General features: G+C 68.4%; 11 protein-coding genes. 5 read left to right on the top strand and 6 right to left on the bottom strand.

Going from position 1 to position 15,088, the window contains the following annotated elements:
• Nucleotides 1-101 precede the first annotated feature (101 nt).
• Nucleotides 102-1,754 carry a glucose-6-phosphate isomerase gene (pgi, locus tag J2Y49_RS10395; RefSeq protein ID WP_310114709.1) on the bottom strand — a complete coding sequence of 551 codons (1,653 nt, stop codon included), beginning with the start codon at nt 1,752-1,754 and terminating at the stop codon, nt 102-104.
• A gap of 205 nt (nt 1,755-1,959) precedes the next feature.
• On the opposite strand from pgi, the gene J2Y49_RS10390 reads away from it, so the two are divergent.
• Nucleotides 1,960-2,127, top strand: coding sequence for a hypothetical protein (locus J2Y49_RS10390; RefSeq protein WP_310114708.1), 168 nt, complete (start codon nt 1,960-1,962; stop codon nt 2,125-2,127).
• 223 nt (nt 2,128-2,350) lie between these two features.
• Here the strand turns inward: J2Y49_RS10390 and J2Y49_RS10385 are convergent, their stop codons facing one another.
• The 5 genes from J2Y49_RS10385 to ileS all read right to left on the bottom strand — a co-directional run bounded on the left by J2Y49_RS10385 (nt 2,351) and on the right by ileS (nt 9,436).
• The gene (locus J2Y49_RS10385; protein ID WP_310114705.1) at nt 2,351-3,706 is read right to left on the bottom strand and encodes a pitrilysin family protein; all 1,356 of its coding nucleotides are present in this window, start codon (nt 3,704-3,706) and stop codon (nt 2,351-2,353) included.
• A 2-nt stretch (nt 3,707-3,708) separates the two neighbouring features.
• A complete protein-coding gene (locus J2Y49_RS10380) occupies nt 3,709-5,106 on the bottom strand; it encodes a pitrilysin family protein (RefSeq protein ID WP_310114704.1) in 1,398 nt (465 codons plus the stop codon).
• A 137-nt stretch (nt 5,107-5,243) separates the two neighbouring features.
• The gene (locus J2Y49_RS10375) at nt 5,244-5,837 is read right to left on the bottom strand and encodes a DUF3035 domain-containing protein (RefSeq protein ID WP_310114703.1); all 594 of its coding nucleotides are present in this window, start codon (nt 5,835-5,837) and stop codon (nt 5,244-5,246) included.
• 106 nt (nt 5,838-5,943) lie between these two features.
• Nucleotides 5,944-6,447 (bottom strand): signal peptidase II, encoded by a 504-nt coding sequence (lspA, locus tag J2Y49_RS10370; RefSeq protein ID WP_310114701.1) that lies wholly within the window; start codon nt 6,445-6,447, stop codon nt 5,944-5,946.
• Between the two features lie 145 nt (nt 6,448-6,592).
• Entirely contained in the window at nt 6,593-9,436 is a 2,844-nt protein-coding gene (ileS, locus tag J2Y49_RS10365; RefSeq protein WP_310114699.1) for an isoleucine--tRNA ligase, read from the bottom strand.
• A 351-nt stretch (nt 9,437-9,787) separates the two neighbouring features.
• On the opposite strand from ileS, the gene J2Y49_RS10360 reads away from it, so the two are divergent.
• From J2Y49_RS10360 to J2Y49_RS10345, 4 genes are all read left to right on the top strand, one after another.
• Entirely contained in the window at nt 9,788-10,765 is a 978-nt protein-coding gene (locus tag J2Y49_RS10360; protein ID WP_310114697.1) for a glycosyltransferase family 10 domain-containing protein, read from the top strand.
• Nucleotides 10,766-10,825: 60 nt separating this feature from the next.
• On the top strand, nt 10,826-11,548 hold the full coding sequence (locus J2Y49_RS10355) for a hypothetical protein (RefSeq protein WP_310114695.1): 723 nt from the start codon (nt 10,826-10,828) through the stop codon (nt 11,546-11,548).
• Nucleotides 11,549-11,612: 64 nt separating this feature from the next.
• Entirely contained in the window at nt 11,613-14,255 is a 2,643-nt protein-coding gene (locus tag J2Y49_RS10350) for a tetratricopeptide repeat protein (RefSeq protein WP_310114693.1), read from the top strand.
• The gene (locus J2Y49_RS10345; protein ID WP_310114691.1) at nt 14,252-15,055 is read left to right on the top strand and encodes a galactosyltransferase-related protein; all 804 of its coding nucleotides are present in this window, start codon (nt 14,252-14,254) and stop codon (nt 15,053-15,055) included. The genes J2Y49_RS10350 and J2Y49_RS10345 overlap by 4 nt, the downstream gene beginning before the upstream one ends.
• Nucleotides 15,056-15,088: the final 33 nt, after the last annotated feature.

Below are 15,088 nucleotides of genomic sequence, written 5' to 3'. Positions count from 1 at the left end.
CCAAGACGCAACCGCATTGTTCCGAACGCCATCGGGGGGAGGTTGTCCCGCCCGATTGCGTTCGCATACATACTATTACTTGGCGTGAGCCGGGCCGTTGCTTACCGGTGCGCCCGCCACCATGCCATCAGCCCGGTGGTGGAGCTGTCATGCGCCCCCTCGGCCGGGCCGCTCTCCATCTCCGGCAGGATGGTGTTGGCCAACTGCTTGCCCAGCTCGACGCCCCACTGGTCGAAGCTGTTGATGTCCCAGACGATGCCCTGGACGAAGACCTTGTGCTCGTACAGCGCGATCAGGGCGCCCAGCGTCGCCGGGGTCAGGCTCTGGATCATGATGGTGTTGGACGGGCGGTTGCCGGGGAAGACGCGGTGGGGGACCAGCGCCGCCACCTCCGCCGCCGGCTTGCCGGCCTTGGTCATCTCCGCCCGCACCTCGTCGGCGGTCTTGCCGCGCATCAGCGCTTCGGCTTGGGCGAAGACGTTGGACAGCAGGATGCGGTGATGGGCGCCGGCCTCGGCCCCGATCGGGTTGTGGGTGGTCGCCGCTGCGATGAAGTCGCAGGGGATCAGCGAGGTGCCCTGGTGGATCAACTGATAGAAGGCGTGCTGGCCGTTGGTGCCGGGTTCGCCGAACAGCACCGGGCCGGTCTGGTAGTCCACCGGTTCGCCGCCGCGGGTCACCGACTTGCCGTTGCTCTCCATGTCCAGCTGCTGGAGATAGGCGGGGAAGCGGTGCAGATACTGGTCGTAGGGCAGCACCGCGTAAGACGAGGCATCCCAGAAATTGCGGTACCAGACGCCCAGCAGGCCCATCAGCACCGGCATGTTGCGCTCAAGCGGCGCGGTGCGGAAATGCTCGTCCATCGCGTGGGCGCCGGCCAGCAGTTCGGCGAAGCGCTCCGGCCCGATGGCGATCATGATCGGCAGGCCGATGGCCGACCACAGCGAATAGCGGCCGCCGACCCAGTCCCAGAAGCCGAACATGTTGGCCGGGTCGATGCCGAACTTGCGCACCTCCGCCTCGTTGGTGGAGACGGCGACGAAATGCTTGGCGACATGCGCCTCGTCCTTCGCGGTCTCCAGGAACCAGCGGCGGGCGGAATGGGCGTTGGTCAGCGTCTCCTGCGTCGTGAAGGTCTTGGACGCGATGACGAACAGCGTCGTCTCCGGGTCCAGCCACTTCAGCTGTTCGGCCAGATGGGTGCCGTCGACGTTGGAGACGAAATGCAACGCGACATGGGCATGGGCGAAGGGCTTCAGCGCCTCCGTCGCCATCACCGGGCCGAGGTCCGAGCCGCCGATGCCGATGTTCACCACGTCGGTGATCGGCTGGCCGGTGTAGCCGCGCCATTCGCCGTCACGCACCGAATTGGCGAAGGCGTCCATCCGCTCCAGCACGGCGCGGACGGCCGGCATCACGTCGCGGCCATCCACCGTCACCGGGCGGTCGGAGCGATTGCGCAGCGCGGTGTGCAGCACGGCGCGCTTTTCGGTCAGGTTGATCGGCTCGCCGCCGAACATGCGGGCGCGGGCACCCTCGACATCCTGCTGGCGGGCGAGGTCGAGCAGCAGGCCGACCGTATCCCGAGTGATGCGGTTCTTCGAATAATCGAGGAACAGCCCCGCGGCCTCCATCGAGAAGGCTTTGAACCGGCCGGGATCGGCGGCGAACAGGTCACGCATGTGCGTGTCGGCCATGTCCTGGCGGTGCCGGGCGAGAGCGGCCCAGGCGGGGGAACGGGTCAGCGCGGTCATGATGCTTTGGACTCCTTGACGTCAGCGGTCCTTTGACGCGGCCCATCTGCGGGGCGTGCGGAGCCTAGCACCGACAACCGGCAACGGCCACGGGCCAAAACGCGGCAGTCGGCGCGGCTTAACGGCCTATGCGGGGCGGCCAGGGGTGCAACCGGGTGGGGGAGTGGGCTGTTGTGGATCAGAGGCTTCGCAACAGGAGGACACCATGTCGGACAAGCCCGTTACCCCGCCATTGGAAGAGCGCGAGGAGCAACGCGACCGCGACGACGCCGCGCGGCCGGATCAGGTCGGGATCATTCCGGGCAAGGTGCCCGGCAGTCCAGTCGATCCCAGCGATCCGCGCTTTCCGGGGAGCCAGCCGGATTTGGCGTAGAGTCTTGGGGGAGTTAGACCCCCACCCTAACCCTCCCCCGCTGGGCGGGGGAGGGGATAAGGGCTTGTACGGGAATGCGCTTTTGGAAGAAGTGGCGGCAATCCCTCCCCCGCCCAGCTCTCGCACAAAGCTTTGCTTTGTGCTGACGCGGCAGGCGGACCGTAGGTCCGCTGAGAGCGGGGGAGGTTAGGTGGGGGTCTAACGCCGACATATCGGCGACGCCTCAACTCCCCCCCTCAACCGTCCGCGTCGGCGTCACGCCTTCGGGCTTGCCGACCAGCACGGTCAGCAACTTGGCCGGGTCGAGCAGACGCTGGGCGACGCGCTTGATGTCGGCCTGGGTCACCCCGTTGATGTAGCGGTCGCGCTGGTTCAGGTAGTCGATGCCCAGATTGTCCCGCTTCACCTGCAGCAGGACGCGGGCGATGGCCTGGGTCGAGCCCAGTTGCAGCGGGAAGGAGCCGGTCAGATAGGTCTTGGCGTCGGCCATTTCCTGATCGGTCAGCCCGTCCTTCGCCATGCGCGCCCATTCCTGGCGGATGATGTCCAGCGCCTGTCCGGCCTTGGCGTTGACGGTGGAGCCGCCGGCCATCACCACGGCGGCATGATCCATCGGGATCAGGTAGCTGTAGACGCCGTAGCTCAGCCCGCGCTTCTCGCGCACCTCCTCCATCAGGCGGGAGCCGAAACCGCCGCCGCCCAGCACATAGTTCATCACCGTGGCGGCGTACCAGTCGGGATCGTCGCGCTTCACCCCCGGCTGGCCCATCAGCATGACGGTCTGCGCCGTCGGGCGCGGCAGCAGGATGGTCTGGCCCAGCCCGGCCATCGTCACGTCGGCGATCGCCGGCGCCTCGGTCTTGGCCGGCAGCGTGCCGAACACCCGGTCCAGCGCCTTGCCCAGATCCTCCGGGGAGATGTCGCCGGCGGCGGCCACCACCAGCCGGTCGCGGCCGAACTGGCCCTTCACGAAGGCGCGCAGGTCGTCCGGCGTGACGGTGGGCAGCGTCTCCAGCGTGCCGCGCACCTCGCCACCATAGGGATGGCCGGAGAAGGCGGTGGCGTAGAACTGACGGCGCGCGACATAGTTGGGGTCGGCGAGGTCCCGCTTCAGGCTGGCCATGATCGAGGCCCGCATGCGGTCCAGCGCCTCGGGCGCGAAATGCGGCTCGGTCAGGGCAAGCCGGGTCAGGTCCAGCGCCTCGTCGCGGTGTTCGGTCAAGGTGCGCAGCGAGCCGCTGAACCCGTCGCGCCCGGCATCGAAGCCCAACGCGATGGCCTTGTCCTGCAGCCGCGCCTGGAAGGCCTGCGAGTCGTAGGGACCGGCCCCCTCGTCGAGCATGGTGGAGGCGAGGTTCGTCAACCCTTCCTTGCCTTTGGGGTCGGTGCCGCCGGCGCCTTCGAAGGCCCATTCCAGCGCCAGCACCGGGACCTTGTGGTCTTCGACCAGCCACGCCTCGATCCCGCCGGGGCTGACCACGCGCTTGATGTCCATGGCGTGGGCAGGGGAGAGGAGGGCGATGACGGTGAGCAGGAACGCGGCGACGCCCGTCCGCATGGAGTAGTGACGCACGCTCATCCTCAACTGTCCTTTCCGGTTGGGGGCAGCAGCAGGCCGGTGACGTGGTTGGTCTGGCTCAGCACGGCGCGGGCGGCGGCGTTGACCTGATCGGCGGTGACGGCATCGATGCGCACCGGCCAGCTTTCCACGTCGTCCAGGCTCTGGCCGGTCGCCAGCGCGGCACCCAGCGTCTGGGCCGGGCCGGTCAGGCTGTCGCGGGCATAGGCCGCCGCGGCCAGCATGCGCTTGCGGGCGGTTGCGACCTCCTCCTCCGTCACGCCGGACTTCAGCAGCTTGTCGACTTCCGCCCACAGCGCCGATTCGAGCTTGTCCATCGGCACGCCGGTGGCTGGGCTGGCGCCGACGCCGAGCGTGGCCATGTCCCAGGCGGTCGGGCCATAGCCGAGCCAGGCGGAGGTCGCGACCTTCTGGTCGACCACAAGGCTGCGGTAGAGGCGGGACGTGGTGCCGCCGCTCATGATCTCGGCCAGCACCTGCAGCGCATAGGCATGACCGTTCGGATCCAGCCGGTAGGACGGCGCGATCCAGGTGCGGCGCACCGACGGCTGCCGCACCTCCTCGTCACGCAGAACGACCTGCCTTGCGGCACTCATCGGCGGTTCGCTCACCCGCGTGCGCTCCGGCACCGGGCGGGCGGGAATGGCGCCGTAATAGCGCTCGGCCAGCGGCTTCAACTCCGCCGCGGTGACGTCGCCGGACACCACCAGGATGGCGTTGTTGGGCGTGTACCAGGTCTTGTAGAAGCTCTCCGCCATCTCCCGCGTCAGTGTCGACATCTCCTGCGGCCAGCCGATCACCGGGGTGCCATAGGGGTGGTGGACGAACATGGTGGCGTTGATCTGCTCGCCGATGCGGTCGGCCGGCTCGTTCTCGACGCGCTGGCGCCGCTCCTCGATGATGACGTCGCGTTCGGGATAGACCACCGCGTCGGTCAGCTTCAGGTTGGCCATGCGGTCGGCCTCCATCCGCATCACCATCTCCAGCCGGTCGCGGGCGACGTTCTGGTAATAGGCGGTGTAGTCGTAGCTGGTGAAGGCGTTGTCGCGCCCGCCGTTCTTGGCGACGATGCGGCTGAACTCGCCGGGCGGGATCGCCTCCGTCCCCTTGAACATCAGGTGTTCGAGGAAATGGGCGATGCCGGACTGGCCGCGCTCCTCGTCGGCCGCCCCCACCTTGTACCAGACCATGTGGGTCACGACCGGAACGCGGTGGTTGGGGACGACCACCACCTGCATGCCGTTCGACAGGGTGAAGCTCTCGGGGAAGAACACCCCCTTTTCCGCCGCAAGGGCGGGCGGCGCGGCAATCGGCGCCGGCATCAGGGGGGCGGCGACGGTCATCGTCAGCGCCAGGAATCCGGCCGCGGCGAGGCGGCGGGCTGGAAGGTAGGCGAGCATGAGGGCTCCCGGATCAGGAGGTCCGAATCGAAAGGGGCGTCCTTCGCTGGGAAGGACGCCCCCCGAAACTGGTGTGATGTCGCGCCCGGGACAAGGCCGGAGCAGGGCTCAAACCATCCGCGCGTGAACACCTCTGCTTAGAACAGGCCTTCCAGCGGCGCCTTGCGCTTGCGTTCGATCACCGGCGTGGCGGTGCCGTCCACCGACTTGCCCTGGGCCTGGGCCTCGCGCAGGCGCTGCTGCTCCTTGGCGGGGTCGACGAGCGAGTAGGGCTGCTCCTGCTTCTGCCAGAACAGCAGCGAGTCGATCCAGCTCTTGTCGGCGATGATCAGCTGGGTGGTTTCCTGATCGACCTTGGTGCGGATGTTGGGGTCGATGCCGTCGCGCGCCGCGGCCTGTGCGACCAGCGACTTCTCGCCCGCGGTGGAGCCGGCCGCCGCCCTGGCGTTGCCGCGCGAGGAACCACCGAACACGGCGCCGGCCGCCATCTGGGTCGGCGTGCTGTCCTGCGGACGGGCAGCGCCGGGGCGCGGCCGCGGCAGGTCCTGCAGGCTGGGCGGCAGGGTCAGCGGAGCGCGGGAAACGACGGCGAACTCGTCGGGGCTCTGGCGGTCGAGACCGATGGAGCGGCGAACATCCGAGCAGCCGGCGAGCGTCAACGCCGCAAGCGCCAGCCCAAGCAGAGGAAGCCGGGTCCGGGAGAGGGAGAGGGCGGAGGAGATGCTGGTCACGTTCGGAGGATCCCGTCGTCTGTCACGTCGTAGCGACCCGGCCCGGAGGTCGAGGCCGCATGGTCAGCGCTCGCCGGCGGTTATAACGCCACCGGCGACGGAACTCTTACGACTTTTCGCGGTCCGCGAACAGTCCGTCGATCAGCAGCAGGACCACGCCGACGCTGATTCCGCTGTCGGCGACGTTGAAGGCCCAGAAATGCCAGCCGCCGACATGGAAATCCAGGAAGTCGACCACCGCGCCATGCAGCAGCCGGTCGGCGACGTTGCCCACCGCGCCGCCGATGATGAAGCCCAGCGCCAGCGCCGCCAGCCGGCTTTCCGCCTGCCGCATCCAGATGACGAGGCAGACGGCGATCACCGCGGCGATGGCGCTCAGGATATAGGGCATCATCGCCCCGCCGCTGGCGAAGGTGCCGAAGCTGACGCCGTAGTTCCACACCAGCACGAGGTTGAAGAAGGACGTCACCTCGATGACATGCGGGATCGGCTGCATGACCCGTTCGAGGATCCACCATTTGCTGCCCTGGTCGAGCACGACCACCACCGCGGCGACGATCAGCCCGAACAGCCAGTAGGAACGGGATTGGTTGGCGACGAAGCTGTTCATGTGAACTCCGGAAGCTGCCGCCCCCTGCCCCCACCCCGACCCTCCCCCGCTGGGCGGGGGAGGGGGATTGGTCGTCGGGCGGCGGAGTTCCCTCCCCCGCCCAGCGGGGGAGGGTTAGGGTGGGGGTATCGGGTTCCGGCCGGCCTCATGCCACCGCGTCGGAGCAGCGGACGCAAAGGGTCGGATGGTCGTGAACCGTGCCGACTTCCTCCAGGACCTTCCAGCAGCGCTCGCACTTCTCGCCTTCGGCGAGCGCCGGGGCGACGGCGATGCCGGGGACGTCGGGCAGGGTGAAGGCCCCGTCCGGCGCCGCCGCGTCCGTCACCTCGATGGCCGAGGTGATGCAGACGTCCTGGAAGTCCACGTCGGCCAGCAGGGCCTTGGTGGCGGCATCGACATGGACGGTCGGATCGGCCTGCAGCGACGAGCCGATGGTCTTGTTGGCACGCTCAAGCTCCAGCGCGCCGGTGACGACGCGGCGGACGTTGCGCACCGCCTCCCACTTGGCGGCGAGCGCGTCGTTGCGCCACTCGGCCGGCACCTCCGGGAAGCCGCGCAGATGCACGCTCTCGTCGGTCCAGCCCTGGCCGCTGGTCAGGCCTTCCGGCCGGGCCAGCCACGCCTCTTCCGCGGTGAAGCAGAGGATGGGCGCGAGCCAGGCGGTCAGATTGGAGAACAGATGCTCCATCACCGTCCGCACCGACCGGCGGCGCACCGAATCGACCGGATCGCAATAGAGGCTGTCCTTGCGGACGTCGAAGTAGAAGGCCGACAGCTCCACCGCACAGAAGTTGTGCAGGGCCACGAACAGGGCGTGGAAGTCGTAGGCCTCGACCTTTTCGCGCACCAGCGCGTCCAGCTCCGACAGGCGGTGCAGGACCCAGCGCTCCAGCTCCGGCATCTCGGCGGCGTCGATCCGCTCGGCCGGGGTGTAGTCGGCCAGCGCGCCCAGCAGGTAGCGCAGCGTGTTGCGCAGGCGGCGGTAGAGGTCGGCCTGGGTCTTGATGATCTCCTTGCCGATGCGGAGATCCTCCGAATAGTCGGAGTTGATGATCCACAGGCGCAGGATGTCGGCGCCATACTGGTCGCAGACTTCCTGCGGGGCCACCACGTTGCCCAGCGACTTGGACATCTTGCGGCCCTGCTCGTCCAGGACGAAGCCGTGGGTCAGCACCGCGTTGTAGGGCGCCCGGCCGCGCGTGCCGCAGCTTTCCAGCAGCGAGGAATGGAACCAGCCGCGATGCTGGTCCGAGCCTTCCAGATAGAGGTCGGCCGGCCAGGCCAGTTCCTCCAGCCGCTGTTCCAGCACGAAGGCGTGCGAGGAGCCCGACTCGAACCAGACGTCGACGATGTCCCGGACCTGCTCGAACTCGTCAGCGGAATAGGAGTTGCCGAGGAAATCCTGCGGATCGCGGGCGAACCAGGCGTCGGCACCCTCCTGCTGGAAAATGTCGGCGATGCGGGCGAACACCGCCTCGTCGCGCAGGATCTCGCCGGTCGCCTTGCGGACGAACAGCGCGATCGGCACGCCCCAGGCGCGCTGGCGGCTGATGCACCAGTCCGGGCGGCTCTCGATCATCGAGCGGATGCGGTTCTCGCCCTGCGTCGGGACCCAGCGGGTGTCGGAGATCGCCTGCAGCGCCACCTTGCGCAGGTCGTTCGTCTCCATCGAGATGAACCACTGCGGCGTGGTGCGGAAGATCAGCGGCGCCTTGGAGCGCCAGCTGTGCGGGTAGCTGTGCTTGATGCGGTTGCTGGCCAGCAGCGACCCGGCTTCATCGAACGCTTCCAGCACCGCCTTGTTGGCCGGGCCGGACTTGCCCTGGTCGGTGTAGACGGCGAGGCCGGCGAACAGCGGCACATGGGCATAGTAGCGCCCGTCCTCGCCCACCGTCTGCGGCACCTCGATGCCGTTGGCCTGACCCAGGCGGAAGTCGTCCTCGCCATGGCCGGGGGCGATGTGGACGAAGCCCGAACCGGCGTCGGTCGTCACGAAGTCGCCGGCCAGCAGCGGCACCTTGAAGTCGTAGCCCTTGCCGTTCAGCGGGTGGCGGCAATAGGTGCCGGCAAGTCGGGAGCCGGGGAAGCGGTGCAGCTGCTTCCACTCGGTGACGCCGGCCTCCTTCAGCACGCCCTCGGCCACTCCGGTCGCGAGCACCAGACGCTCGCCGACCACGGCCTTGCTGCCCTCGGCGACGGCGGTCACCTTGAAGGTGGCGTACTCGATCTCGTCGCCATAGGCGATGGCGCGGTTGGCCGGCAGGGTCCAGGGGGTGGTCGTCCAGATGACGATGCTGGCCTCGTCCACCTCCGGCGCCGACGACCCCCAGACGGGGAAGCGGGCGAAGACGGTGGTGGAGGTGTGGTCGTGGTATTCCACCTCGGCATCGGCCAGCGCGGTCTTCTCCACCACCGACCACATCACCGGCTTGGAGCCCTTGTACAGGCCGCCGTTCAGGGCGAACTTGTGGATTTCGCGGACGATCTGCGCCTCGGCCGGGAAGGTCATGGTGGCGTAGGGGTGCTTCCAGTCGCCTTCCACGCCCAGACGGCGGAACTCGGCGGCCTGGATGCCGACCCATTCCTCAGCGAACTGGCGGCATTCGGCGCGGAACTGGATGAGCGGCACGTCATCCTTGTTCTTGCCGGCCTTGCGGTACTTCTCCTCGATCTTCCACTCGATGGGCAGGCCGTGGCAGTCCCAGCCCGGGACATAATCGGCGTCGAAGCCCTGCATCTGGCGGAAGCGGACGATCACATCCTTCAGGATCTTGTTGACGGCATGGCCGATGTGGATGTTGCCGTTGGCGTAGGGCGGGCCGTCGTGCAGCACGAACTTCTTGCGGCCCTTGGCGCCGGCGCGCAGCTTGCCGAACAGATCCATCTCGGCCCAGCGCTTCAGCAGCTCGGGCTCCTTGGTCGGCAGGCCGCCGCGCATGGGGAAGTCGGTGCGCGGCAGGAAGACGGTCGATTTGTAATCGCGGGTCATAGGGGATCCCTGGGGGAAAGCATCACCGTCGGGCGGCGGCCGGCAGGACTGGCCGTGGCGCCACCCGGAACACAGCAGGTCTCTATCCCGGCCCTCCTCAGAGAGCCGGGCCGGTAATTCGCGCGCGATGCGCCGGAGCGCACATCATCGGGATCCGCAGTGAGACGTCCATGGCGCGGGATATTAGCGGCGTGTGCGGTGCGGTCAAGGACGGCTCACGCCGGTGCAGGGCACGGCAGGGTCCGAAAAATCCTCTGGTCATGGGACTGCTGCAAATCTAGGGTGTTGCCGCCGGCGTGTCCGGCACAGGGAAGTTCGCGGCAGGCAGCACGCGCAAGGGCATCGGCGGGCATGATCGATCCACGGACAAGTGACTTCCTGGCCGAATATCTCGCTTCCGCCAACAAGGATCCGGCGGTTCTGGACCGCTTTCTCCTGCATGGGCCGGAGCGCGGCGGCCGCGGCGCCCGGCCGCGGCTGAAGATCGCCTTCTTCGATTTCTGGCCGGAGTTCGATCCGTCCGCGAACTTCTTCGTGGACATCCTGTCGAGCCGCTTCGACGTGTCGGTCGTCGACAACGACTGCGACCTCGCCATCGTGTCGGTGTTCGGCACCCGCCATCGCGAGGCGCGGACCGCCCGCGGGCTGTTCTTCACCGGCGAGAATGTTCGGCCCCCGCTCGACGGTGTCGACATATCGGTGTCGTTCGACCGCATCGACGACCCCCGGCATTACCGCCTGCCGCTCTATGTCATGCATGCCTGGGACCACAGGCGCGAAGGGGCGACCCCGCATTTCTGCCACCCGGTCCTGCCGCCGGTGCCGCCGACGCGGGAAGAGGCGGCCAAGCGGAAGTTCTGCGCCTTCCTCTACAAGAATCCCAACTGCGCCCGCCGCAACGACTTCTTCCGGATGCTCTGCGCGCGGCGCCATGTGGACTCGGTGGGCTGGCTGCTGAACAACACCGGCAGCGTCGTGAAGATGGGCTGGCTGCCGAAGATCCGGGTCTTCTCGCGCTACCGCTTCGCCTTCGCCTTCGAGAATGCCTCGTACCCCGGCTATCTGACCGAGAAGATCCTCGACGCCTTCCAGGCCGGCACGGTCCCGCTCTATTGGGGCGATCCCGGCGTGTTGCGGGATGTCGCCGCCGGCAGCTTCATCGACATGTCGCGCTATTCCTCCGACGAGGAAGCGATCGACGCCATCCTGGCCGTCGACGACGATTACGACACCTATCGCCGCTACCGCAGCACGGCGCCCTTCCTCGGCACAGAGGATTTCTACTTCGATGCCTTCCGGCTGGCGGAATGGATCGAAAGCCGCCTATGAGCGGCGCCGGTAAAAAAGCAGAAGTGAAAGAGCCGCCCAGTAGCGGTGGGGGAGAGGGCGATGAAGCGGGTTCTGCTGAATTATGCCGACGGGGCCTTCACGACGGCACAGAAATACAACGGCAGGACCGGGATGGAGGTCGGCGGTTTCGACGAGGTGGCGATGATGGGGCGCCATCACATCGATGCCGCCTTCGCCGCCCGCAACCGGCATATCCTGGAGCAGCCGCGCGGGGCCGGCTATTGGCTGTGGAAGCCCTATTTCATCGACCTGATGCTGCGCAAGCATCTGCAGGACGGGGATATCCTGTTCTACAGCGACAGCGGGGCCCATTTCGTCCACTGCGTCGACCCGGTGATCGAACTCTGCCGCCGCCGGCGCGACCTGCCGGTCCTGCTGTTCACGCTGGAGGATCATCACAGCAACCGCGTCTGGACCAAGCGCGACTGCTTCCATTTCATGGGGCAGGACCTGCCGGCTTTCACCGACGCGCCGCAGATCCTCGCCAGCTTCATCGTTTGTGAACGCGGGCCGGAAAGCATGGACTTCGTTTCCCAATGGCTGCGCTATGCCCAGGATGCCAGGCTGATCACCGACGCCCCCAACGAATGCGGCCTGCCGAACTATCCGGAGTTCCGCGACCATCGCCACGACCAGAGCATCCTCAGCCTGCTCGGCCGCCGTCACGGGGTGACCGCCATTCCCGACATTTCGCAATGGGGGGACGGCCGCCGTCCGGCCGAGATTCCGCGCATCCTGGAACACACGCGCTGGCGCGACTGAGGTCGGCTATGGCAGACAAATGCCGGACCCGTCCCCTTAAACCGTCAGTACCGATCGGCAGCGCATGACCAGCTTCACCCGTGCCGTGGCGGCGGAAAACAGCGGCAATCTGGAGGAGGCGAGGGCCCGTTACCTAGAAGCCCTGCAGGCCGATCCGCAGGACCCGGCCGCCCTGCACCGGCTGGGCGTGGTGGAAATGCGGCTGGGCCGCCCGCGCGAGGCGGTGATCCTGTTCCAGAAGTCGCTGGCGATCGCCAAGGATCTGGAGGTCTATCTCGATTTCGGCGCGGCCATGGCCGCCATGGCGCGCTGGGATGCGGCGGCGACGGTCTATGCGGCGGCGCTGCGGGTCGCTCCCGCTTCGGCCGATGCGCATTACGGGCTTGCGCTGGCCCTGCACCGGCAAGGCCGCCCGCAGGATGCCGAGCCCCATTACCGCAAGGTGCTGGCGACCCATGCCCACCTGGGGGAGGTCCACAACAACCTCGGCGTCGCCTTGCAGGATCTGGGTCGTTTCGCGGAGGCCTCCGCCGCCCACCGGGAGGCGGCGCGGCTCGCCCCCGCCGATCCTGCGTCCTGGTCCAAGCTGGGCGTGGCGCTTCACCGTATGGGCCGGGACGCGGAGGCGGAAGCGGCCTTCCGCAAGGCGCTCGGCTTCGCCCCCCAGGATGCGGACAATTGGCACAACCTGACCGGACTGCTCGACGCCGCCGGCCGCCCCGCCGAAGCGCTCGCCGCCGGCCGTCTTGCGGTGGCGCTCGATCCTGCCGGCGCGCGGAACTGGCTGGCCCTGGGCAACGCCGCCCATGCGGTGGAACTGCGGGAGGAGGCAGGGCGCGCGGCGTCGGCCGCGGTTCGGCTGGAGCCGTCCGACCCGGCGGCGCGCAACAATCTCGCCAATGCCCTGCGGGAACTCGGTCGCCCGCAGGACGCCGTGGCCCAATACCGCGCGGCTTTGGACCTGCAGCCCGACTTTCCGGTGGCGGAGATCAATCTGGCCCTGCTCCTGTCAAGCCTGCGCGATGCGGAAGGCGCGCTGGCGGTCCTTAGGGGCCTGCTCGCCCGCCAACCGGATAATGGCGAGGCATGGCGGCGGCTGGGCGGCGTGCTGGCGGAGGCCGTCCGTCCGGATGCCGCGGTCGCCGTCCTGCGCAATGCCGTCGCCATCGATCCCGGCGGGCCCGACGGCCATGTCGATCTGGCGATGGCCGCCGCGATGGCCGGCTGGAGCGCGGTGTCGGTGGACGCCTGCCGGCGGGTGCTGCGGCTGGTTCCGGACCATGCCGCGGCCTTGGGCCAGCTCGTCCGTCAGCAGAGGCTTCTGTGCGACTGGCGAGACCTGGACCAGCTGGAGGCGCGGCTCCTCCGGCGCGTGCGCGAGGGGGCGGAGGGGGTGTCGCCCTTCGACGTCCTGTCCTGCGCCTCGACCCTGGCCGACCAGCAATCCGCCGCGGCACGCTGGGCGGCGGCGAAGGCCCGCGGCATCATTCCGTTGGTCCGGCCGGCGGCCCGGCCGGCAGCGGCGGCGCGCGACGGGCGCCTGCGGATCGGCTACCTGTCGGCGGATTTCCGCGAGCATGCGATGGGCCACCTGATGGTCGATGCCCTGGAGACGCATGATCGCTCCCGCTTCGCCGTCACCGCCTATTCGACCGGCATCGACGACGGCAGCGCGCTGCGCCGGCGGTTCGAGCGGGGGATCGAGCGCTTCGTCGATCTGCGCCGCCACACCGACGCCGATGCGGCGCGGGCCATCGCGGCGGACGGCATCGACATCCTGGTCGATCTGACCGGCTTCACCACCTTCTCGCGCACTGCGATGCTGGCGGCACGTCCCGCCCCGGTGCAGGTCAATTGGCTGGGCTATCCGGGCACGCTGGGGGCGGAGTATGTCGACTACATCGTCGTCGATCCCACGGTGATCGCTCCGGGCGAGGAGGGTTTCTTCACCGAGCGGGTGGTGCGGCTGCCGGATTGCTACCAGCCCAACGACCGCCGGCGCGTCATCGCCGAGGCCACTCCGACCCGCGCGGAGTGCGGGCTGCCGGCCGATGGTTTCGTCTTCTGCTGCTTCAACAGCGCCTACAAGCTGACGCCCGCCCTGTTCGACGGCTGGGCGCGCATCCTGGCGGCGGTGCCCGGCAGCGTGCTGTGGCTCTATGCCGGTAACCCCCAGGTGGTGGCGAACCTGCGCCGCGAGGGCGAAGCCCGCGGTGTGGAACCCCATCGGCTCGTCTTCGCCAAGCCCTTGCCTCATGCCGAGCATCTGGCGAGGCACCGGCTGGCGGACCTGTTCCTCGACACCCTTCCCTACAACGCCCACACCACGGCCAGCGATGCCCTGTGGGCGGGGTTGCCGGTGCTGACACGGCGTGGGACGACATTCGCCGGGCGCGTGGCGGCCAGCCTGCTGCGGGCCGCCGGACTGCCCGAACTGATCGTCGACGGGCAGGAGGCCTATGAGGATGCGGCGGTGGCGCTCGCCCGCTCGCCCGAACGGCTCCGCGACCTGCGGCAGCGGTTGGCGCGCAACCGGCCGGTCTGTGCGCTGTTCGACACGCCGCGCTTCACCCGGCATCTGGAGGCGGCTTACCGGGCGATGTGGGAAATTCACCGGACCGGTGGAACGCCGCGGCCGATAACGATCTCGGCCGACGACACCGGCGGCGCAGCATCCGCCATACAGGGAGAAGGGGAAGTCCCATGACGACCGGCGACAGCGCGGGAAAGCGGCTCCATATCGTCGTCCCCTACCGGGATCGCGAAAGCCATCTCCGGCAGTTCGTGCCGTGGGTGAGCGCCTACTTCGACCGGCTGGTCCCGCGGATCAATTATCGCGTGACCATCGTGGAGCAGGAGGCCGGGCTTCCCTTCAACCGGGGCGCCCTGAAGAATGCCGGGTTCCTGCTGGGCGAGGAGCGGACCGACTACACCTGCCTGCACGACGTCGATTACCTGCCGGTCGATGCCGATTATTCCTGGGCCGACTGCCCCACCCCCATCCTGTGGTACGGGGCGGAACAGCGGCCGGTGGCGCCGGGACGGTCGGACCGTACGGTGACGACCAACCTGGAAAGCACGATGGGCGGCGCGCTGCTGATGCCGAACACGGTCATGCGGCAGGTGGACGGCTATTCCAACGCCTTCTGGGGATGGGGCTACGAGGATTTCGATTTTTCACTGCGGATCCGGGCGCGCCGCATTCCTACCGGCAGGCGCAAGGGGCGCTTCCAGCCGCTTGACCACGACAATGACGGCTTCACGCCGGAAGCGGCGCCGTCCCCCATATCTCTGGTCAACCGCCGCGTCTTTCAGGAGCTCTGGTCCACCGGCAAGATCCCGGCCGGCGACGGGCTGTCCACGCTGTCCTTCGACGTGCTGGACCGCCGCCCCTGCGACGGCGCCGTCGCGGAGGCGCAAGCGCGCTGGGAAATCGTCCGCGTCCGGTTCAACCATGTCCCCAAGCCCGATCAGGCAGCGGCGGCGGCCGCGCACCGGGCCTCGTAGAAGCAGTGGGGGAGCGGCAGGCGCCGCCCCCCG

The organism is Azospirillum sp. BE72 (assembly GCF_031455875.1).
GTDB lineage: Bacteria > Pseudomonadota > Alphaproteobacteria > Azospirillales > Azospirillaceae > Azospirillum.
The sequence above is the reverse complement of the archived record's forward strand: the minus strand, read 5'-3'. Positions and strand labels throughout refer to the sequence as shown.